At 63.5% G+C, this 20,627-nt stretch carries 16 protein-coding genes; 9 read left to right on the top strand and 7 right to left on the bottom strand.

Annotated elements, in window-relative coordinates; all coding sequences use genetic code 11:
- Window positions 1–12: 12 nt before the first annotated feature.
- On the bottom strand, window positions 13–1,125 hold the full coding sequence (locus VB672_RS13970; protein ID WP_329784800.1) for an Ldh family oxidoreductase: 1,113 nt from the start codon (window positions 1,123–1,125) through the stop codon (window positions 13–15).
- Window positions 1,126–1,209: 84 nt separating this feature from the next.
- The gene (locus VB672_RS13965; RefSeq protein WP_329784799.1) at window positions 1,210–2,460 is read right to left on the bottom strand and encodes a Gfo/Idh/MocA family protein; all 1,251 of its coding nucleotides are present in this window, start codon (window positions 2,458–2,460) and stop codon (window positions 1,210–1,212) included.
- 364 nt (window positions 2,461–2,824) lie between these two features.
- Between VB672_RS13965 and VB672_RS13960 the strand changes: the two genes are divergently transcribed.
- The 6 genes from VB672_RS13960 to VB672_RS13935 all read left to right on the top strand — a co-directional run bounded on the left by VB672_RS13960 (window position 2,825) and on the right by VB672_RS13935 (window position 8,847).
- Window positions 2,825–4,105 carry an ABC transporter substrate-binding protein gene (locus VB672_RS13960; protein ID WP_329784798.1) on the top strand — a complete coding sequence of 427 codons (1,281 nt, stop codon included), beginning with the start codon at window positions 2,825–2,827 and terminating at the stop codon, window positions 4,103–4,105.
- Window positions 4,106–4,193: 88 nt separating this feature from the next.
- Window positions 4,194–5,135: a carbohydrate ABC transporter permease gene (locus tag VB672_RS13955; protein ID WP_329784797.1), complete on the top strand. Its 942-nt coding sequence runs from the start codon at window positions 4,194–4,196 to the stop codon at window positions 5,133–5,135.
- Window positions 5,128–5,994: a carbohydrate ABC transporter permease gene (locus VB672_RS13950; RefSeq protein ID WP_442932037.1), complete on the top strand. Its 867-nt coding sequence runs from the start codon at window positions 5,128–5,130 to the stop codon at window positions 5,992–5,994. The genes VB672_RS13955 and VB672_RS13950 overlap by 8 nt, the downstream gene beginning before the upstream one ends.
- 11 nt (window positions 5,995–6,005) lie before the next feature.
- Entirely contained in the window at window positions 6,006–7,037 is a 1,032-nt protein-coding gene (locus VB672_RS13945) for a Gfo/Idh/MocA family protein (protein ID WP_329784796.1), read from the top strand.
- Complete coding sequence (locus VB672_RS13940) at window positions 7,037–7,915, top strand: SMP-30/gluconolactonase/LRE family protein (protein WP_329784795.1); 879 nt, start codon at window positions 7,037–7,039, stop codon at window positions 7,913–7,915. The genes VB672_RS13945 and VB672_RS13940 overlap by 1 nt, the downstream gene beginning before the upstream one ends.
- 128 nt (window positions 7,916–8,043) lie before the next feature.
- A complete protein-coding gene (locus tag VB672_RS13935) occupies window positions 8,044–8,847 on the top strand; it encodes an NAD-dependent epimerase/dehydratase family protein (protein WP_329784794.1) in 804 nt (267 codons plus the stop codon).
- A gap of 89 nt (window positions 8,848–8,936) precedes the next feature.
- Here VB672_RS13935 and VB672_RS13930 read toward each other — a convergent pair whose 3' ends face one another.
- Complete coding sequence (locus tag VB672_RS13930) at window positions 8,937–10,037, bottom strand: Gfo/Idh/MocA family protein (protein WP_329784793.1); 1,101 nt, start codon at window positions 10,035–10,037, stop codon at window positions 8,937–8,939.
- Window positions 10,038–10,346: 309 nt separating this feature from the next.
- Here VB672_RS13930 and VB672_RS13925 point away from each other — a divergent pair, with 309 nt between their 5' ends.
- The gene (locus tag VB672_RS13925) at window positions 10,347–11,402 is read left to right on the top strand and encodes an ABC transporter ATP-binding protein (RefSeq protein ID WP_329784792.1); all 1,056 of its coding nucleotides are present in this window, start codon (window positions 10,347–10,349) and stop codon (window positions 11,400–11,402) included.
- Between the two features lie 211 nt (window positions 11,403–11,613).
- Window positions 11,614–12,714: an NAD(P)/FAD-dependent oxidoreductase gene (locus VB672_RS13920; protein WP_329784874.1), complete on the top strand. Its 1,101-nt coding sequence runs from the start codon at window positions 11,614–11,616 to the stop codon at window positions 12,712–12,714.
- On the opposite strand, the gene VB672_RS13915 is transcribed toward VB672_RS13920, so the two are convergent.
- Window positions 12,711–14,117, bottom strand: a complete 1,407-nt coding sequence (locus VB672_RS13915) for a sodium:proton antiporter (RefSeq protein WP_329784791.1) — start codon at window positions 14,115–14,117, stop codon at window positions 12,711–12,713. The genes VB672_RS13920 and VB672_RS13915 overlap by 4 nt on opposite strands.
- Window positions 14,118–14,291: 174 nt before the next feature.
- Here VB672_RS13915 and VB672_RS13910 point away from each other — a divergent pair, with 174 nt between their 5' ends.
- Window positions 14,292–15,080: a class II glutamine amidotransferase gene (locus tag VB672_RS13910; RefSeq protein ID WP_329784790.1), complete on the top strand. Its 789-nt coding sequence runs from the start codon at window positions 14,292–14,294 to the stop codon at window positions 15,078–15,080.
- Window positions 15,081–15,099: 19 nt separating this feature from the next.
- On the opposite strand, the gene VB672_RS13905 is transcribed toward VB672_RS13910, so the two are convergent.
- The 3 genes from VB672_RS13905 to VB672_RS13895 form a co-directional block, all read right to left on the bottom strand.
- Window positions 15,100–15,384, bottom strand: a complete 285-nt coding sequence (locus VB672_RS13905) for a hypothetical protein (RefSeq protein ID WP_329784789.1) — start codon at window positions 15,382–15,384, stop codon at window positions 15,100–15,102.
- A gap of 104 nt (window positions 15,385–15,488) precedes the next feature.
- The gene (locus VB672_RS13900; RefSeq protein ID WP_329784873.1) at window positions 15,489–16,199 is read right to left on the bottom strand and encodes a glutathione S-transferase; all 711 of its coding nucleotides are present in this window, start codon (window positions 16,197–16,199) and stop codon (window positions 15,489–15,491) included.
- A gap of 189 nt (window positions 16,200–16,388) precedes the next feature.
- Window positions 16,389–19,028 carry a calcium-binding protein gene (locus VB672_RS13895; protein WP_329784788.1) on the bottom strand — a complete coding sequence of 880 codons (2,640 nt, stop codon included), beginning with the start codon at window positions 19,026–19,028 and terminating at the stop codon, window positions 16,389–16,391.
- Window positions 19,029–20,627: the final 1,599 nt, after the last annotated feature.

Below are 20,627 nucleotides of genomic sequence, written 5' to 3'. Positions count from 1 at the left end.
AGCCTCACCAATTCAGGCGGCAATCGCGGCCTGCAAGAGGTAGGGGGCGCCTGCAGCCTCCGCGATGTCCCGCACCTTCTGCTTCAGCGTCGCGGGGATCGGAATACCCTTGGCGAGCCGCTCCTCGCGGGCGACCCATTCCGGTTCTCCGGGCACGAGGACCGGCTCGTCGTCACGAACAGGCTTGGTGGCGTGCAGGGTGTCGATGACGGTATCTACATCCGCCTGGAACTCGTCGAACGGTCGGAAGGCCGCCGGATTCAGGGCCATGAAGAAATGGCCGATATTGTCGGGATCCGACGGATTCTGGGTCCGGTTCCTGACAGGCGAGAAAGAACCGCCGGAGAGAGTGCCCGACAGGATCTGGGCGATCAGGCCAAGTCCGTAACCCTTGTGCCCGCCCATGGTGCTGCCGTCGCCGCCGATCGGCGTGAGGCCACCCTCCTGGCCCTCGAAGATCTGACGGAAGGCTTGGGCCGAGTCGGTGACCGGTTGTCCTTCGCCGTCAATCACCCAGCCGGCGGGAAGCTCTTTGTCCTGGAGGGCATAGACCTTCACCTTGTTGGCGGCGACGACGCTGGTGGAGATATCGACGCAAATGCTCGGATGCCGGTCGGCCGGTACGGCGACCGCGATGGGGTTCGTGCCGAGCACGCGCTCGACTCCGTTCGTCGGCACGACCGAGATCACGCGGGTCGTCGACGACACAATGCCGATCAGCCCGCGCTCGGCCGCCATCGTGGCATAGTAGCCGGCGGCACCGAAATGGTGGGAGTTGAACACCGACACGACCCCGACATCGTGCGCCAGAGCCTTCTCGATGGCGAGTTCCATGCCCATGAGGGCCGCGGGATGTCCCAATCCGGCGCCGCCGTCGATCAAGGCCGTGCTCGCGCTCTGCCGGACGATCCTGGGCTCTGTCCGAAGCGAGAGCTGCCCGGCCTTCTGCATCTGCGCATATTGAGTCAGCATAGAAATGCCGTGCGAATCGATGCCGCGCAGATCGGTCTCGACCATCACCTCGGCCGTGAGGCGAAGCTTCTCCTCGCTCATGCCCCAGGCGCGCAGGATCGCCTCGATCTGGGCGCGAATCACATCCGCCGAGAAATTCTCGCTCGCGATCATGGCGTGTTCTCTCGCGTGTTCCTTATTGGCCGCTCGCACCCGCGGCGCATGGGAGGAGGTGGCTGTCGCCACCTCCTGTCGGCATCAGGCCGCGATGGCCTGGGCCGGATCGAGCAGCTTGGAGACGCTGACCATCTGGCCCGTCTTCGAGCTCTGAAGCGCTGCGATGCCGCACAGCACCGACATGGCACCGGCACGCGAGCCGGCACGCTGGTTCAGAGGATCGGGAGTGCCCGGCTTGAAAAGCATGTCCTGCAGCTTCGGATCGCCGCCGAAATGCCCGCCCGGCTCGTGCGGGACCTGAATGGTCTCGACACCGCCGAAATTCCGCACGAGCTGGATCTCGTCATATTCCGGGGTTTCCCAGGGCTGACGCTCGTATTGACGCATTTGAATCCGGCCCTTGGTCCCGTCGAAGGCGATGAAGTGACCCTCGATCGGCATGTAGGTGTTCACCGAATAGGTGACCTGCACGCCTTTCCGGTAACGGATCATGGCCGACATGGTGTCGGGGATGTTGATCTCCTCGCGGAACACGCAGGCATCGCGGACATATCCATCCTCGCGGGACGGGTCCTCATAGAGGGCCTCGAGCCAGGGATCCTTGCTGATGTCGACATAATAGTCGCAGTAGCTGGCGTGCTCGCAGGTCTTGCAGCGCTCGCCGCGGAACGGATTGACCTTGCCGTATTTGCGCAGGCTGGCGAAGGCGAAGACCTCTTCCGGGTCGTCATCCAGATACCAGTTCATCAGGTCGAAATGGTGGGTGCTCTTGTGCACGAAGAGGCTGCCGGAATTCTCTTCGACGGCGTGCCAGCGGCGGAAATAGTCCGCGCCGTGCTTGTTGTCGAGAAACCAGTGGAAATCGATGGAGGTGACGTCGCCGATCACTCCCGAATTGAGGAGCTCCTTGATCTTCCGAACGGTCGGAGCGTAGCGGTAGTTGAAGGTCACATCGACGCGGCGCCCGGTGCGCTTTTCGGCATCGAGTATGCGCCTCACCTTCTCGGCCGTGGTGGTCATCGGCTTCTCAGTGATGACGTCTACGCCGGCTTCGAGCGCCCGCACGATCATCTCGTCGTGATTCGAATCACGGGTGCAGACGATAACCTGGTCAGGCTTGACCTGTGCGATCATCTCCTGGGCGTCGGCATAGATGGGAGCGTCGATCCCGAGGAAGCCCCGGGCGCGCTCGGCACGAAGCCGGTTCGTGTCGCAGAGGGCGACGATGTCCACGTAGTCGCTATAGCCCTTCACCACGTTGATGCCCCACATGCTCGTGCCGCGATGGCCGGTGCCGATGAGGGCGATGCGTTTCCTGCTTGGGCGATCCATTCTCTTGCGTTCTCCTGCTGCTTCGCTCGTCGAGGTTGTTCGAGCGCCAAATTTGTACGACAAATCAGAGCTTCGGCCGGTGGCAAACCCGAGGTTCAGGCTCTTTCTCTGTCCGTTTATCTCTTGGTAAGTCTCAATCGGGAGCTTAGATCGCCAAATTACATCATACAACTGGTTGACATACAACCATTCTAAATTTTAGCTTCATGTCGGATGGCGACAAAAGCAAAGGGCTCCCGTAACGTACGAGGTGAAGGGGACCGATACCTCGGCGGGACGGGTGCCAACGAACAAGAAATGTCGCCGAGAATGGCAACAAGTCCGGGCGGCCGTCGAGGCGGCGCCCAAGAGGGAGATACGCCACATGACTCACGATCTTAACCGCAGGACCTTGCTGAAGGCGGCCCTTGGGTCCGCCGGCCTCAGCGCTTTGGGAAGCCTTCCGGCTTTCGCCCAGGATGCACGCATCCGCCTGTACTGGTGGGGCTCCAAGGAACGCGCCGACCGCACTCTGAAGGCGGTTTCCCTCTACCAGGAGCGGAACCCGAGCGTGAAGATCGACGGTGAGACCCTGGCCTGGGGTGACTACTGGCCGCGGCTCGCCACGCAGGCGGCCGGACGCAACGCTCCGGACCTGATCCAGATGGATTATCGTTATGTCGCGGAATATGCCCGCCGCGGCGCGCTGATGCCGCTCGATGAATTCCTCGGCAAGTCGCTCGATATCGGTGATTTCGACAAGGCTTCCCTCGACAGCTGCAAGGTTGACGGCAAGCTCTACGGCATCAACATCGGCAACAACTCGAACGCCCTGATCTACAACAAGGCCGCGTTCCAGAAGGCCGGCGTGGCCGAACCGATCGACGTGACCTGGGACAAGTTCTTCGAACTCGCCGCCGCCGTCACCAAGGCGCATAACGGTGAATATTTCGGTACGTCCGACGCCAGCGCCGAAGAGGTCGCCTTCGAGAACTGGCTGCGGCAGCGCGGCAAGGCGCTCTACACCGAGGACGGCAAGCTCGGCCTGGACGAGAAGGATGCGGCCGACTGGTTCGCCATGTGGGCCAAGGCACGCGAAACGAAGGCCTGCCCGCCGGCCGACCTCCAGGCTCTCGACAAGAACAACATCGAAACCAACCTGCTGACGCAGGGCCGCGCCGCCTGCGCGTTCAACCACTCGAACCAGTATGTCGGCTACCAGGTTCTCAACAAGAACCCGCTCGGCATCACCATGTACCCGCAGGGTGCCGGCCCGAACCCGGGCCATTATCTGAAGCCGTCGATGATGTGGAGCATCTATGCCCGCAGCAAGGTGGCCGAGCCGGCCGTGAAATTCGCCAACTTCACCGTGAAAGACGTGGACGGCGCGAAGCTGCTCGGCGTGGAACGCGGCGTTCCGGCCTCTCCCAAGATCCGCGAGGCCGTATCGGCGGAACTCGACGCTCAGGGCAAGCTCGTGGTGGACTTCATCTCGCACGTCACGCCCAAGGTCGGGCCGATCCCGCCCGCTCCGCCGAAGGGCGCCGGCGAGATTCAGACCATGCTGCGGCGGATTTCCGAGCAGGTCGGCTTCGGGCGCCTGTCCACGGCCGATGGCGGCAAGCAGTACGTGAGCGAAGCCCAGGCCATCCTGAGCCGCGCCTGACGCCGAGCGCCTTCTGACTCACCAGGCCGACCCAGCCGAACCGGGTCGGCCTGTCCGTCTATCATGACATTGCTGTGAGCCATTCTGTATGACAACAACTGCTCAAATCCCTTTGACGATCAGCGAGCCGGAGAAGCGCAGCAGGCCTCGGGGCGGATTGTCCCGCACGCTCGTCTCCTACTCCTTCCTGGCGCCATGGCTCATCGGCTTCCTCGGGCTGACGCTCGGCCCGACGCTCGCGTCCCTTTATCTGTCCTTCACCAATTTCGACCTGCTGCAGGATCCGCAATTCATCGGAACCGCCAATTACCAGCGCATCGTCACCAACGACGTGAAGTTCTGGCATTCCATGCAGGTGACGTTCGCCTATGTCGTCATGGCCGTGCCGCTGAAGCTCGCCTTCGCGCTTGGCCTCGCCATGGTGCTCAACCGCGGCATCGCCGGGCTGCCCCTCTATCGGGCGCTGTTCTATTTGCCCTCGCTGCTCGGCGCGAGCGTCGCCATCGCCGTGCTCTGGCGCCAGCTCTTCGCCAAGGACGGTCTCGTCAACGTGGCGCTGGCGCTCTTCGGAATCGATGGCCCAAGCTGGATTTCCGACCCGAACTATTCGCTCTACACGCTCGTGCTGCTCAGCATCTGGCAGTTCGGCTCGCCGATGATCATCTTCCTCGCCGGCCTGCGGCAGATCCCGTCGGACGTGTACGAAGCCGCCGACATCGACGGTGCCAACAAGGTGCAGCAATTCGTCAAAATCACCCTTCCGCTGTTGACCCCGGTTATCTTCTTCAACGGCATCGTGCAGACCATCGATGCGTTCAAGGCTTTCACGCCGGCCTTCATCATCAGCGAGGGCACGGGCGGTCCGATCGACTCGACGCTCTTCTACACCCTGTACCTCTACCAGGAGGGCTTTGCCTATTTCCGCATGGGATATGCGTCGGCTCTGGCATGGATCCTTCTGATCATCATCGCCTGCTTCACCGCCTTCTCATTCCTCACCTCTCGTTACTGGGTCCATTACAATGACTGACGCTTCAGCAACGGTAGCGACGCAGAATGTCAGCGGGGGCCGCTCGCTTCTGTATCACGTGATCCTGTGCGGCGTGTCGCTGCTCATGCTCTATCCGCTCCTGTGGATGCTCGCGAGCAGCTTCAAGCCGGACGACGAGATCTTCGGCAACGCCTCGCTCTGGCCGGAAACCTTCACCATCGACGCCTATATCCGCGGCTGGACCGGCCTGACGGTGAGTTTCGGAACCTTTTTCTGGAACTCGCTGGTGATCTCGGTTCTCAGCGTGATTGGCAACGTGTTCTCCTGCTCGCTGGCCGCCTATGCCTTCGCGCGCCTGAACTTTCCGCTGAAGAACTTCTGGTTCGCGCTCATGCTCGGCACGCTGATGCTGCCGTATCACGTGACGCTCATCCCGCAATATGTGCTGTTCCTGAACCTCGACTGGGTGAACACCTTCCTGCCGCTGGTGGTGCCTAAGTTCCTGGCAGCCGACGCCTTCTTCATCTTCCTGCTCTACCAGTTCTTCCGCGGCATCCCGCGGGAGCTCGACGAGGCCGCGATCATCGACGGAGCCGGGCCCTGGCGCATTTTCTGGAGCGTGATGTTGCCCCTGTCGGTGCCAGCGCTCGCCACGGCTGCGATCTTCACCTTCATCTGGACCTGGGACGACTTCTTCGGCCCGCTCATCTATCTGAACGATGCGAGCCAATACACGGTCCAGCTCGGCCTACGCACCTTTGTGGACTCGACGGGCAAGTCGGACTGGAGCGCGCTCTTCGCCATGTCCGTGGTCGCCCTGATCCCGGTCCTGCTGTTCTTCGTGGTCTTCCAGCGCCTGCTGATCGAAGGCATCGCGACCACCGGCTTGAAGGGGTGAGGAACGAGCGAATGTCAGCATCGGGAATTCGCTTCGCCGTCATCGGCATCAACCACAACCACATCTTCGGCCAGGTTGATGCCCTTCTCAGCGCTGGGGCCGAGTTCGTGTCCTTCTTCGCCAAGGAAGACGACCTCGCCGCTCCGTTCGCTGAGCGCTATCCGCAGGCGGAGCGCGTTCACGACGCCCGCCGGATCCTGGAGGACGACAGCATCGCCATCGTGCTGAGCGCCACGATCCCCCGGGATCGCGCGCGGATCGGCATCGAGGTGATGCGCCACGGCAAGGATTACATGGTCGACAAGCCGGGCATGGTCACGCTCGAGGAATTGGCCGAGGTTCGCCGGGTTCAGCAGGAGACCGGACGCATCTACTCGATCTTCTACTCCGAGCATTTCAGCAGCCGCGTCACCAACAAGGCCGGCGAGCTGATCCGCTCCGGCGCCATCGGCAAGGTGGTGAACACCTTAGGGCTCGGCCCGCATCGATTGAATGCATCCATTCGTCCGTCCTGGTTCTTCGACCGCGAGGCTTATGGCGGGATCCTGACGGACATTGCATCTCATCAATGCGAGCAGTTCCTGTTCTACACGGGCGCGACCGATGCCGAGGTTACCTACGCGATGGTGGCCAACCGCAACAACCCTCAGACGCCGGGTCTTCAGGATTTCGGCGAGATGACGCTGAAGACCGCCGATGCCACCGGCTATATTCGCGTGGACTGGTTCACGCCGGACGGCCTGCCGATCTGGGGCGACGGGCGCGTCATGATCGTCGGCACCGACGGCACTATCGAAATGCGCAAATACATCGACATTGCCGGCCGCGAGGGCAAGGATCACCTCTTCCTCGTGGACAAGACGGGCATGCGCCATCTCGACTGCTCCGCCGAGGATCTGCCCTATGGGCGCGACCTCCTCAACGACGTTCGTGACCGGACCGAGACGGCCATGAGCCAGGAGCACTGCTTCAAGGCCATGGAGCTGACCCTCAAGGCTCAGGCGCTCGCGGAAGCCGCTTCAGTCGGACAGAGGGTCGGGTAATGCTCGACTTCCGTCTGCTCAAGGATACCCGCTGCGGCATCGGCGAGAGCCCCGTCTGGGACGACCGCCGCAAGGTCCTGTTCTTCATCGACATCAAGGCGCCGGCCATTCATTCCATCCACCTCGACGGCAGCGACCATCGCACCTGGACGATGCCGAGGGTCGTGGGCTCCATCGGGCTTGGGGCCAGCGGCCGGCTGGTCGTGGCGCTCGAGCGCACGATCGCCGTGTTCGATCCGGAGGACGAGCGCCTGGAGATCATTGCGGAGGTGCCGGGCGAGCCCACGTGGCATCGGCTGAACGACGGGAAGGTCGGACCGGACGGTGCGTTCTGGGTCGGGTCGATGGACGACCGTCCCCAGAAGGAACCCCGCGGCTCCCTCTATCGCGTGGACGGACGCGGTCAGGTGACCCGCGTGCTCGAGCATGTCTGCCTCGTTTCGAACGGGCTCGCCTGGTCGGCCTACGGGCGCACCATGTTCCATACGGATTCCCGCGGCCCTTGGATCGACCGTTACGATTTCGAACCATCCTCGGGCCGTCTCGCGAACCGGGTGCGCATCGCCATGCTCGATGAAGCCCGAGGGCGGCCGGATGGCGGTGCCTGCGATGCGGAGGGGTTCTACTGGAGCTGCGGCGTGTCCGCCGGGCGTCTGAACCGCTTCTCCCGGGACGGCGAGATCGTTTCGTCTCACCCTGTTCCCGTGCCGGCGCCTACGATGCCGTGTTTCTGCGGCGAGGATCTGAAGACGCTGGTGATCACGTCCCTGAAGCCGGACAATCCCGACGTGGCGGCTTCGGCTCCGCAATCCGGCAGCCTGTTCATCGCAAGCTCGCCGGTGGCCGGTGCGCGGGTCGAGCGCTGGGCGGATGCCTGACAGGCATGCTTGGCGCCGACGATCCTGACAATCCTGTGGGATCGCGGCAAGTCTGATCCTCTGTCGAAACCATAAAATTCATCATATATCGTATAAATATTCGCCATCATCAGCACCGCGGACGAACCATGACCCCAAACCGAATTCTGCTCACCGGGGCCGCAGGCCGTCTTGGAAGCCTTCTGCGTCAGTCCTTCGCGGGACGGTTCGAGCTGTTCCGGCTCTCCGACGTTGCCCCTATGGGAGCAGCGGGCGAGGGCGAGGAGATCGTCGCCTGCGATCTGGCCGATGCTGCGGCCGTACAATCCCTGTGCGAGGGGGTGGATGCCATCATCCATCTCGGCGGCATCCCGTATGAGACCGGCTGGCCCGAACTGCTCCAGTCCAACATCGTCGGCACCATCAATCTGTATGAGGGCGCACGGCGCGCGGGTGTCGACCGGGTGATCTTTGCAAGCAGCAACCATGCCACCGGCATGCATCCGAACGACAGGATCCTTTCCGGCGAAAGTCCGCCCCGCCCGGATTCCCGCTACGGGCTGACGAAGGCGATCGGGGAGGATGTGGCGGCGCTCTACGCCTACAAGCATGGCATCCGCAGCCTCAGCCTACGGATCGGCTCGTGCTTGCCCAAGCCCGACAACAAGCGTGCCTTGTCCACCTGGCTGTCCCACGGCGACTTCGTGCGTCTCGTCCAGGTGGGCCTGACCGCCGATTACATCCACGAAATCGTCTACGGCGTTTCCAGGAACACCCGCTCCTGGTGGGACAACTCCGCCGCCTATCGCCTCGGTTATGAGCCGCAGGACGATGCGGAAGTGTACGCGGCGGAAGTCGAGGCGATCGAACTCGGCACGGATCTCGCCCGTAACTACCAGGGCGGCAACTTCGTGCCGGATGAGTTTTCGGGCCGGAAGGAATGGCTCGGTTGAACGTGTCGGGTGATTGATTCGCTCAACTGCGGATGAAACAAAACCCGGGCGCAGCCCTGCGTCCCGGGTTTTCCATTATTGCGCGAGGACTAGGCCCGGGCAGCGTAGCGCAGGATGTCGGCGCCCTTGTTCGCTAGGCTCCAGTTCGAATAGCGCGGATGATCGGGGCCGACCTGAACAGCCTGCGGACGCTGCGTCTCGATGGACTGGTAGAAGGCGGTGAGCAGTTCCAGCGAGCGGCGTGCGTCGGCCAGGGTGATGGGAAGTTCTCCCCCGGAGACGAGCGCCTCGTGGTAGGGGGCGAACAAGCCCTCGAAGCGTGTCGGCACGAAGTTCCACCCCTCGAAGGCCTGGTCGATCTGGGTCTGCACGTCCGGGGAGGCGGGGATGATCTTCCAGGGGTCATCACCGGGGGCGTAGGGCTTCTGGCAGCTCTCGAAGGTCACGTTCTCGAAGCAGAAGCGCAGGCGGCTGATCTCGTCCTGCGGTCCGAGGGTTGCCGCCGTGGAGGCCAGGGCCCCGTTCTGCAGCTCCAGGCTGCCGACGACGCAATCCTCCACCTCGATGTCGTTCACGCGCGTGGCGGCACGCGCGAACACGGACTTCACCGGCCCCATGATGAAGGTGAGAAGGTCGTGCAGGTGGATCGCATGGGTGACGAGAACGCCGCCGAGTTCGGTTTCCCACCGGCCGCGCCAGGGATTGTCGTAGTACTTCGCTGTCCGCTTCCAGAACACCTCGACGGAGGCGAGATAGGGCTTCCCGGCGATGCCCTGATCGATGATGTGCTTGGCCTTCATGATGCCGTTGCCGTAGCGATACTGGAAGATCGGCAGGACACGGCCCTTGGACTGCTTCTCCGCCTCGATCACCTTGTCCACGTCCGCCACGGAGCCCACGAGCGGCTTCTCGCAGACCACGTTCTTGTCCGCCGCGAGGGATGCCAGGATCTGTTCGAGATGAACCGCCGGAGGGGTGCAGACATCCACGATGTCCACGTCGTCCATCCGCAGGATCTCGGCGAAGTCCTTGGTCCGGCGCTCGATGCCGAATTCGTCGCCGATGCTCGCCAGACGCTCGTCGTTGAGGTCGCAGATGGCCACCACGCGGAACTTGTCCGGATGAGCCGCATAGGAAACGATGTGGGTGCGGCCGATTCCGCAGCCGACGACCGCAACATTCTTGATCATGAGCGCCTTTCTCCCTTCACTCCGAGCCGCAGAGGCCATTCAGAGCTTGATAATCCAAAACCGGTTCCTGTGTGTGGCGGCAAGCAGGTCCGCAAACGGACGACAGCCGCTCATTGTAGCTGAGCTTCAGGAACTGTAATCTTCGCGATGCAACGGCACTCCGGCTTGCATGTCAAGATTTGTCGTGCAACATGATATGTGCTTAACTTGATCAAGCCGTCGAAACACCTACGATAGCATAGCTGTATCAAGGTTCTGGCAGGGCACCTTTAGAGTGCCGTGAACGCACAAAGTTTTGGAGGAAGCCCCGTGGCCTCAGTCGAGATCCGCAACATCCGTAAAAATTTCGGAACGGTTCCGGTTATTCATGGCGTCTCAATCGACATTCAGGACGGGGAGTTCGTGATCCTCGTCGGCCCGTCCGGATGCGGCAAATCCACCCTCCTGCGCATGATCGCCGGACTGGAGAACATTTCCGGCGGCGAGCTCAGGATCGGCCCGCGGGTGGTCAACGACGTTCCGCCCAAGGAGCGCGACATCGCCATGGTGTTCCAGAACTATGCGCTCTATCCGCATATGACGGTTGCCGACAACATGGCCTTCTCGCTCAAGCTGAAGCGGGCGCCCAAGAGCGAGATCAAGGCGCGGGTCGACCGCGCCGCCGAGATCCTGGGGCTCGGCAAACTGCTCGACCGGTATCCGCGCCAGCTTTCCGGCGGCCAGCGCCAGCGCGTCGCCATGGGCCGCGCCATCGTGCGCGATCCGCAGGTCTTCCTCTTTGACGAGCCGCTCTCCAACCTCGATGCCAAGCTGCGCGTGGCCATGCGCACGGAGATCAAGGCCCTGCACCAGCGCCTGAAGACCACGACCATCTACGTCACCCACGACCAGATCGAGGCCATGACCATGGCCGACAAGATCGTGGTGATGCATGACGGCGTCGTCGAGCAGGTCGGGGCGCCGCTCGAACTCTATGACCGCCCGGCCAATCTCTTCGTTGCCGGCTTCATCGGCTCGCCGGCCATGAACTTCATGAAAGGGCACCTGCAGGGCGGGCGCTTCGTCAGCGAGAGCGGTACGTCCCTGCCGGTGGCCAACGCGCCTGCGGCCTCGGACGGGCAGCCGATCATCTACGGCATCCGCCCGGAGCACTTCATCCTGGATGATTCCAACGGCCTGCCGGCGGAAGTGGCAGTCGTCGAGCCAACGGGATCGGAGACGCAGGTCTTCGCCAAGTTCGGCGGCACCGATGTGGTCGGGGTGTTCCGCGAGCGCGTGAACGCTCAGCCCGGCCAGCAGATCCGCGTCACGCCCGATCCGAAACTCGTGCATCTCTTCGACGAGCAGACCGGCAAGCGCCTCTGATCGAACACACAAGCAAGGGCGGCCCGCATCCGCGAGGCCGCCTTTTCCATGAGAGCCGCAAAGCCTGATCAGAGCCGGCAGGCCAGAGTGTCGACATGTCCGATCCGATCCGCAAAGCGGTCATTCCTGGATTGAACCGGCGGCCCTGGAGAGCGATCGAACTCCGCCGTGCGCCCCGGCATCCTGACTATCGTAGAACGGGGAGGCGGCCATAGACGTCCTGGTGATTGGCGCAGGTGTCGTCGGGCTTGCGATTGCGCGGGCCCTCAGCCTTCGCGGTCATGGCGTGATCGTGGCGGAGGCGACCGGCGGCATCGGGAACGGAATCTCGTCGCGCAACAGCGAGGTGATTCACGCCGGGATGTATTATCCTGCCGGCTCCCTTCGGGCCCGCCACTGCGTCAACGGCCGGCGGATGCTTTATGCCTTCTGCGAGAGCCACGGCGTGCCCCATGCCAAATGCGGCAAGCTCATCGTTGCGACCAACGACCTCGAACAGGCCAAGATCGAAGGCATCTACGAACAGGGGCTCGCGAACGAGGTCGAGGGCCTCTCCTTCCTGACGGGCGAGGAGGCGCAGGCTCTCGAGCCGAACCTTGCCTGCACGGGCGCCGTGCTGTCCCGGGAGACGGGGATCGTCGACAGCCACGCCCTCATGCTGGCGCTCCAGGGCGACCTGGAGAATGCCGGCGGCATTATCGCGTTCCATGCGCCGGTGGAGCGGATCACGCGGAACGGGGCTGGATGGGACGTGCATGTCGGCGGATCGGAGCCGACCGAGCTCACCGTCGATGCCGTGGTCAATGCGGCAGGGCTCGGGGCGCAGGCGCTCGCCCGCGCGACGGACGGCTATCCCGCCGATCGCGTGCCGCCGCTGGTGCTTGCCAAGGGCAACTACTTCGGCTGTCTCGGCAAGTCCGCCTTCTCGCGCCTGATCTATCCCGCGCCCGTCGATGGCGGCCTGGGCACACACGTGACGCTGGATCTTGCCGGCCGCATGCGCTTCGGGCCCGACGTGGAATGGATCGAACGGGAGGAATACGAGGTCGACCCGCGCCGGGCCGAGAGCTTCTATGCCTCCATCCGCCGCTATTGGCCCGGGCTTCCCGATGGGGCGCTCGTGCCCGATTATTCGGGCATACGCCCGAAGCTCAGCGGGCCGGGCGAGAAGGCCGCCGATTTCATGATCGACGGCCCGGCCGAGCATGGACTGCCGGGCCTCGTGCATCTCTTCGGCATCGAGAGTCCGGGCCTAACCTCGTGCCTGTCGATCGCCGAGGACGCGGCAGACAGGCTTTCTGCGTCAGCCTAGCTCCTGAAGAACAGGAGCGTCAGCAGCAGGAAGGTCGGGATTAGGATGGCGCCCGACCAGAGCAGATAGCCGAAGAAGCTCGGCATCTTCACGCCGCCTTCACGGGCGATCGCATAGACCATGAAGTTGGGCGCGTTGCCGATATAGGAGTTCGCCCCCATGAACACGGCGCCGGCTGAGATGGCCGTGAGCGTCAGCGCGCCAGTCGTCATCAGCTGCTGCGCATCGCCGCCGGCGAGCTCGAAGAACACAAGATAGGTAGGCGCATTGTCGAGGAACGACGACAGGCCGCCCGAGAGCCAGAAATAGGCGGCGTTGTTGGCGCTGCCGTCCGGGTTGCTCACGAGCGCCACGAGAGGCGCGAAGGCCCCGTTCGCGCCGGCCCGCAGTATGGCCAGCACGGGAATGATGGCGATGAAGATGCCGGCGAAGAGCTTCGCCACTTCCTTGATCGGTCCCCAGGAGAAGCCGTTCTCGGCCCGGTTGGCCTTCGGCGTCGCCTTCAGGGAAATGACCGTCACGACGACCATGATGAGATCGCGCAGGGCGTTGGCGAGCTCGATCTCCGCGCCGAGCACGGTCACGCGGCCGAGATCGGTGGTGGCGCTCATGAGGATGGCCGAGATGATGATGAAGATCAAAAGGAAGTTGATGCCGCCCGTGACGCGCACCGGATTGTCCGGCGTCGGATCGGGACGGACGCGGCCTTCCTTCCTGTAGACGACGAGATCGATGATGAAGAAGAGGGCGAGCAGGAGTCCGCTGGCGAAGAGCGTCGCCGGCAGCAGGTGCGTGGTGGTCCAGAAGAAGTCGACCCCGCGCAGGAAACCGAGGAACAGCGGCGGATCGCCGAGCGGCGTGAGCGAGCCGCCGATATTCGACACCAGGAAGATGAAGAACACGATCACGTGGACATTGTGCCGCCGGTCGTCGTTGGCGCGCATGATCGGCCGGATCATCACCATGGAGGCGCCGGTCGTGCCGATGAAGCTCGCGAGCACCGTGCCGAGGCCGAGCAGCATCGTGTTGGTGCCCGGCGCGCCATGGATGTTGCCGCGCACGAGAATGCCGCCCGCCACGGTGAACAGGGCCAGCAGCAGCAGGATGAACGGGATGTATTCGAGCAGCGCCGTATGGGCGAGGGCGTGGATCGCCGCCGTCGGACCGAAGGCGAGCGCCATGGGGATCAGCACCAGCAGGCCCCAGGCGGCTGCGATCTTGCCCTGATGGTGCTCCCAGACATGAGGCGCCAGCAGCGGAAACAGGGCAATGGACAGGAGAATGCCTGCGAACGGCAGGGCCCAGGCGAAGCCGAGGCTCGCCCCGTCGAACTCCGCCGCGAAGGCTGCCTGGGGCAGGAGGGTGAGGGCGGCGGCAAGCGCCAAACGCGGGAGGCGAAGCATGTGTCTGGTCCCCATGCCGGCCCGGCCGGCTCGTTCTTGGACGATTGCGGACGCTTTTATGGGAACGAGCGCGGGGTCGCAACGGCCTGGCCGTTAACCGGCTATTCACCATAAGTCAAAGATAGTACAACATGGTTGCAAAGCATTGCTGGGCTAAGGGGTTGCGTTAAACCGATGTGCCGCTTTCTCGCCTACCAGGGGGAGCCGATCTTCCTCGACGAACTCGTCTGTGCTCCGGCTCATTCGCTGGTCCATCAGTCCCTGCACGCGGTCGAGGCCAAGACGGAGACGAACGGGGACGGATTCGGCATCGGCTGGTACGGCGAGCGCCGCGAGCCCGGCACCTACCGGGAGGTTCGCCCGGCCTGGTCCGACGAGAATCTCAGGAGCCTGTGCGAGCAGGTGCGATCAAAGCTCTTCTTCGCCCATGTGCGCGCCTCCACCGGCACTTCGACCACGCGGGCCAATTGCCACCCGTTTGCCCATGGCCGCCATCTCTTCATGCATAATGGCCAGATCGGCGGATACGGGCGGATCAAGCGCCGGCTGGAAGCCCTGATCCCGGACGAGCTCTACGACCGCCGCCTCGGCACCACGGATTCCGAGGCGATCTTCCTCCTCGCCCTGGCCAACGGATTGCCGGACGAGCCCGTCACCGCCATGGCCAAAACCCTCAAGCAGGTGCGCGGCCTCATGGACCAGGCCGGCATCGAGGAAGCCCTGCGCTTCACCGCCGCCTTCACCGACGGCGAGAACCTATGGGCCTATCGCTGGGCCTGCGATGCCAAGCCGCCGACGCTGTATTTCCGCCAGGACGGCGGCAACCTGCTCGTGGTCTCCGAGCCCATCGACGACAAGACCCGGGGCTGGCGGGAGGTGCCGAAGGGCTGCAGCCTCGTGGCCAGGGACGGCGGCGTCGCGGTCGAGTGCCTGAACGAGGCCATGGGGCGCCTGGCGGCCTGACGTCCGCACAGGCCCTGCCTCACGAGTTCAGGCTGTCGGCCGGCCGTGCGATCAGGGACATCAGGGCGCCCTTGAGCGCCTCCATCTGCAGTTCGGTCTCGGTCCGGGTGGACCCGTCGTCCGGGCTGGCGAGGGCTCGCAGCCGGGCATTCTCCGTGGCGAGCCGGTCGTTCTCGGCCACGAGGATGGCGATCTTCTCCTCGGCGATCCGAAGGCGGGCCTGAACCTCGTTCCGCTCCTGCTCGCGCAGCTGCGCCCGGTCGCGCCAGAGACGAATCGCAACGCCCTCGGTGTCCTCGCTCATGGTCTGCTCCTGATCCGCCGCCAAGATCGAGGGGCAGCGTGGAAGAATTGAGGCCAGAATGGAAGAGTTGGCCCCATCCAGCCTTGCCGATCCTTAAGAACCCCTTACGCGTCCAGTTCGGGATAGCGGCGGAAGATGCCCTCCTCGTTGAAGGGAATGCGCCGGGGGCTTTCGCAATAGGCCTTGATGCGCGGCCGGTTCATCACGGCATCATGCAAGGATGCGACCCGCGGAGCTTTCTTCAGGGCGCGGCTCATCGCTTTCGGAAAGGCATAGGTCAGCCCCTCCACCAGCTGGAACAGGGAGAGGTCGGCATAGGTGAGCCTGCGGCCGACGAGATGCGAGCTGCCGCCGGGGTTGCGGGCGAGGATCGTCTCGAACCAGGCCAGGAACTTCGGGATCCGGTTGTCGCGAAAGTCGTCCGCCCGCCGGAGGGCCTCCGGCTTCTGCTCCTCGTAGTACAGGCCGATCCCGAGCGGATGGTGGGTGTCGTGCGCCTCGGCCACCAGGTCCCCGATGGTGAGCTGGATCTGGTGCGTCCACAGCCCGCCGGCCGGGTCCTTGGGGGCCAGATCATGCCGCGCCCCGAGATAGAGCAGGATCGCCGCCGTCTGGGCGATGATCGTCTCGCCGTCCTTGAGAAACGGCGGCGCGAAGGGCGGGCGCTCCGCGTGGTCCATCATCCGCATCATCACGGCGAGCCCCTCCGATTCGCGGGCCACGTCGATGTAATCGGCGCCGGCCTCCTCGAGCGCCAGACGCGCGAACTCGCCGCGTCCCTGGATGGTCGGCCAGTAGTAGAGTTCGTAAGGCATGCTCATCGTCCCGTGATGCTCCAACACAAAGGACGATGACCCCGAATGAGTTCCGCTCAAGGTCTCGTAGGGGCGCAGGCCCAACCATGCGACCAGCAATGCAGTCCTGCTGCTAGAACAGTGAAACGGCGCCCTGCGAAGCAGGACGCCGTTGCCCTTCGGTTTTGCCCTACGGGAGTCTTGACCGGGTCAGATCACGAAGAAGTCCTTGAGGATGAGAGCAGGCTTCTTGTTGTCGAACGTGGCGATCTTCACCGCGGCCGAGGAGCCGGTGCCGTCCTTGTCGTAGTAGAGCACGCCCTTCTTCTGGTCGTAGATGATCCGGTCGTCCCTGTCGTGGGCCTTGCTGCCCTTGAAGAAGTACTTGCTCGCCATCTGCTTCGGCTTCGAGAGTGTGCCGGAGCCGACCTTGAAGAAAGTGTTCTCGAGATAGATCGAGTCGTCGCGGACGTTGTAGTCCAGGATCTTGTCCACGTTCGTGCGCTTGTTCGGCCGCTTGTCGAAGACGAAGATGTCGCCGCCGAGACCGCCGGCGAGCACGTCGTTGCCGTCCTGGCCGTAGATCTTGTCGTTGCCGAGGCCGCCGCTCAGCACGTCGTTGCCCGCACCGCCCATGAGGATGTTGGCGCCGTCGTTGCCGGTCAGCGTGTTATTGAACGCATTGCCCGTCAGCGTGATGGAAGCCGCGCCGATACCGGTGAAGTTCTCGATCGTCGTCAGCCGCGAGATGTCGTAGGTCGTCGAGATGACCACCGTATCGATGCCCGCGCCGTCGATGATCTGGTCGTTGACGTCGTCGATATAGTACGTGTCGTTGCCCGCACCGCCGTTCATCACGTCGGCGCCGCCGTTGCCGTTCATCACGTCGTCACCATCGCCGCCGCTGAGGTTGTCGATCCCGTCGCCGCCGCTGAGAACGTCGTTCTCGCCTCCGCCGTCGAGGGTGTCGTTGCCGGCACCGCCCTGCAGGTTGTCGAAGCCGCTGCCGCCGGCCAGGTTGTCGTTGCCGGCACCGCCGTCGAGCACGTCGTTGCCGGTGCCGCCTGCCAGGACGTCCTCGTTGTCGCCGCCGTTGAGGCCATCGTTGCCGTCCCCGCCGTCGAGCACGTCGTTGCCGCCGTGGCCGGTCAGGGCGTCGTCGCCGCCGTGGCCGGTGAGCCGGTTCCCGGCTCCGTTGCCGACGATGATGTTGCTGCTCCCGTTGCCCGTCAGGTCGATGGGATTTCCGCCAGACGCGAACAGGTTCTCGATTCCGGCCGAGAGGATATAGGTGACGGTGGAATAGACCTGGTCGTATCCACCGCCGGATTCGTCGATCACCGTGTTGCTGGCGGACACGTTGTAGGTGTCGTTGCCGGCGCCGCCGACCAGGGTATCGATCCCGTTGCCCGCGACGTCGGTGAGCGTATCGTCGCCCGCACCGCCTTCGAGCCTGTTGGCCACGGCGCTGCCGGTCAGGGTGTCGTTGAACCGAGAGCCGATGATGTTCTCGAAGTTCTTGTAGGTGTCCTTGTTTGCATCGCCCGCGGACCCGCTCTGGGTACTGAGGTTGACCGCGACGCCGCCGCTCCTGGCACCCTGGAAAGTCAGTGTGTCGATGTCGTTGCCGCCGTCAAAGTCGTCTTCCTCATGAACCGACGGTGCGTAAATATCGTTGTGCGAGGTCCCGGTCAGGGTCACGGCATTCGCGCGTGCATCGACAATCGTGGTGGTGATGACGCTGGGGCTGATCGAGGGATTGTGGAACGACACCGCCAAGCGGCCATCGGCCATCTCGGAGATGGACGGCGTGAGTTGTGCGCCACCATTGTTGTGCACCTTGATGGCGGTGCCAGGAGTACCGTCTTTATCCACAACTCTAACCCAGATGTTCGCATCGTTCGCGTCGCTCGTGGGGACCTCGACGTAAGCGACCGCGACCCCGCCGTCGCGGAGACCGGTGACGCTGACCTTGCTGTCGCCTGCGCTCGGCTTTTGTCCGGTCGAAATCGTGACTGGCGCCCAGTCGGCAACAATATTCGTCCCGTTGAGATGGAATTTCTGGACTAGGATCTTGCCAGTCGGGGTATTGTCGGTGTTGGAGACGACGACGAACTCACCCGTCGGCGCGCCGTTCGGCGCCTTCAGCGCAATGACGTCTGCTTCGATGGCCGCGTTTACAAGCTGGAACGCGGTCGAGACCGTCGTGCCGCTGACGCTTCTCATGAAGATCCGACCCTGGTTGACGTAAGTCACGATGTGGTTCGTGCCGCCGATCCAGGCGACATCCGGAAAGGTAGGTGTCACTTGCTCCGGAGTCTGATCCGCCTTGATGTTGATCTTGATCGGATTGCTGGGATCGGCGGTTGCGTTGAACTGAACCAGCTTCACGAAAGTGTCGTTGCCAACCTTTTCGACATAGGTGGTCGCCCAACCCTGATCGTTGGCGACCATCTGCGCGCCGTCGTTAACATTCGTGGTCGTGGCGATCGTGACAACCGGTCCGATGGTGGTTCCATCGAAGGAATATCTCTGGGTTTTGAGGTCGCGGGCGGATGCGCTCGTTCCGGTGTTCTCGGTCCAGGTGATCGCGAAATTGCCATCAAGGCCGATCGCCTGCACGTCGGCGAATTGCTGAGCGGCCCCTGCCGGAACGAATTGGTTGACGCCGACCTTGTCGCCTTTCCCATCGTAAAGCTGGAAAGCGATCCGCGCGCTATCGCGCCACGTGACGATATACCCGCCGTTCGGGAGCATGGTGATGGCGTCCAGATCGACGCCGCCACTGGCAGTGCTGACGTCGCTTTGGATTTTCCAGATCACGGGATCAACAAGGTTCTCAAGGGGCATCTTCTTCTCTCCTGAAGGCGGAAGGGAGTGTGTCGGGCGTGGCTGAACCGTGGAGCTTGGCTCCAGCATTCAGGCGCACGGAAGGGTTCGGCGGCCGTGGTCGCCGATCGGTGCTCGGTGAATGAAAAGGTTCTCTGTGACTTTCGCCGGGTGCTGCCGTGACGATTGCGGTTTGCGAAGCATTCGCGGCCGCACCATCGCCGAAGCAACTTGATAACAAGGCTATATGGGCCTGTGCCCGGGCTCACAACTCTCCGTTCAGAGAGGGTCGGCCGTAACGGAAGCTTTCCTTAGGGTAGTTATAGGCGCCCGGTTGCCGTTAAGTCTCTGCCCTGGCATTCGAAACTCCTCATTCATGCGACATTGTTGCAGATACCGGGTGCCGTGAAGCTCGGCTGTGTGCGGGAGCACATGATCGTGTGGGGGTGTGGGTTGCATTGGCCCACAGCCGCGACGGACTGCGTAGGCACGAACGCCGCCGATTCGGCCGAGACGCTCCCGGGTGAGAGGCGCCTCGTTGCCATGCCTGTCCGGGAGGCCCGCTCATCGCTCGGGGTCTGGTGAGCGCTCGGTCCATAGCCAGAGTGGGCGGGTGCATCCCTATGGCTTTCATGCCGACGTGATCCCTTTGGTGCCGCTTCCGCTTCGGCTGGACATGCCATTGTCACTGTCCCTCTCTGCCTGCCGTCCCGCCTCTTCGGCCGCATCCTATGAAGGTTCGGAACGACCGGATGGCGGTGTGCGCCTGACTAGATCCCTCGATCCCGCTGTCGCTCTCTCCCACGTCATGGCCGTCCCCGGACTTGATCCGGGGATCAGTCCCGGCCATCCCGCTTGCTTGAAGCGCCGCACTTTTCCGATCGGGATCACCGGCACAAGGCCGGTGATGATGGGACGGGTAGCAGGAGCGGTGAGCAGGCGTGAGACCGTGATGTTTGAGACCGTAATGTTCTCACTTTGTTCTTGACACAGGGTTGCATCTGAGCTATACCCTTGTGCAGATCGGTTCCTGCGAGGGGCGCGCTCGCGAGGCGTCGCAGTGACGGGAGCCGGCACGGTCCCGCGGCAGGCCTCGCACGCCTGGGAGCGCAGGAGGCCGACCTTGGGTGTCGTCCCAGCTGGTCCGCCTGAAAAGAACCGTGCGCGAGGTGCCGTCCGGCTCTTCCATCTCCCACCATCATCATCGAGCCGGGCTGCCCATCGCGCCACCCTCGATCTCCTGAAAGGCTCGCAGCGCAAGCTGCGGGCCCCAAGGGGCTGGCTCTTTGACATCACCACAGGTCACCAGAACCGTCTGCGGCACGCCCGGCGTATCATGCCCGGCCGGAGAGGGCGAACGCCCTCGCAGGGGAAGGGATCCACGATCAGGCGCAACGCCATGGATCCCCTTCCCGCACTGCGTGCGCCGGGGATGACACCCACGGCGTCACGGCCAGCCCCGTCCCGATCGGAAGAACGCCGTGCTTCAAACAAGCGAGATCACCGCCACAAGCCCGGTGATGACGGCGAGGATGGCAGGGCTGATCCACTCCCGGCCCCGCCGGAAGAACGCCGCGCTTGTCCGATCGGGATCACCGGCACAGGGCCGATGACGGCAAG

The sequence above is a fragment of the Microvirga sp. CF3016 genome, from assembly GCF_036314085.1.
Taxonomy (GTDB): domain Bacteria; phylum Pseudomonadota; class Alphaproteobacteria; order Rhizobiales; family Beijerinckiaceae; genus Microvirga.
The sequence above is the reverse complement of the archived record's forward strand: the minus strand, read 5'-3'. Positions and strand labels throughout refer to the sequence as shown.

Coding starts and splice junctions, on each gene's coding strand:
- VB672_RS13970 (WP_329784800.1), bottom strand. CDS start 1,125: ATGATCGCGAGCGAGAATTTCTCGGCGGATGTGATTCGCGCCCAGATC.
- VB672_RS13965 (WP_329784799.1), bottom strand. CDS start 2,460: ATGGATCGCCCAAGCAGGAAACGCATCGCCCTCATCGGCACCGGCCAT.
- VB672_RS13960 (WP_329784798.1), top strand. CDS start 2,825: ATGACTCACGATCTTAACCGCAGGACCTTGCTGAAGGCGGCCCTTGGG.
- VB672_RS13955 (WP_329784797.1), top strand. CDS start 4,194: ATGACAACAACTGCTCAAATCCCTTTGACGATCAGCGAGCCGGAGAAG.
- VB672_RS13950 (WP_442932037.1), top strand. CDS start 5,128: ATGACTGACGCTTCAGCAACGGTAGCGACGCAGAATGTCAGCGGGGGC.
- VB672_RS13945 (WP_329784796.1), top strand. CDS start 6,006: ATGTCAGCATCGGGAATTCGCTTCGCCGTCATCGGCATCAACCACAAC.
- VB672_RS13940 (WP_329784795.1), top strand. CDS start 7,037: ATGCTCGACTTCCGTCTGCTCAAGGATACCCGCTGCGGCATCGGCGAG.
- VB672_RS13935 (WP_329784794.1), top strand. CDS start 8,044: ATGACCCCAAACCGAATTCTGCTCACCGGGGCCGCAGGCCGTCTTGGA.
- VB672_RS13930 (WP_329784793.1), bottom strand. CDS start 10,037: ATGATCAAGAATGTTGCGGTCGTCGGCTGCGGAATCGGCCGCACCCAC.
- VB672_RS13915 (WP_329784791.1), bottom strand. CDS start 14,117: ATGCTTCGCCTCCCGCGTTTGGCGCTTGCCGCCGCCCTCACCCTCCTG.
- VB672_RS13910 (WP_329784790.1), top strand. CDS start 14,292: ATGTGCCGCTTTCTCGCCTACCAGGGGGAGCCGATCTTCCTCGACGAA.
- VB672_RS13905 (WP_329784789.1), bottom strand. CDS start 15,384: ATGAGCGAGGACACCGAGGGCGTTGCGATTCGTCTCTGGCGCGACCGG.
- VB672_RS13900 (WP_329784873.1), bottom strand. CDS start 16,199: ATGCCTTACGAACTCTACTACTGGCCGACCATCCAGGGACGCGGCGAG.
- VB672_RS13895 (WP_329784788.1), bottom strand. CDS start 19,028: ATGCCCCTTGAGAACCTTGTTGATCCCGTGATCTGGAAAATCCAAAGC.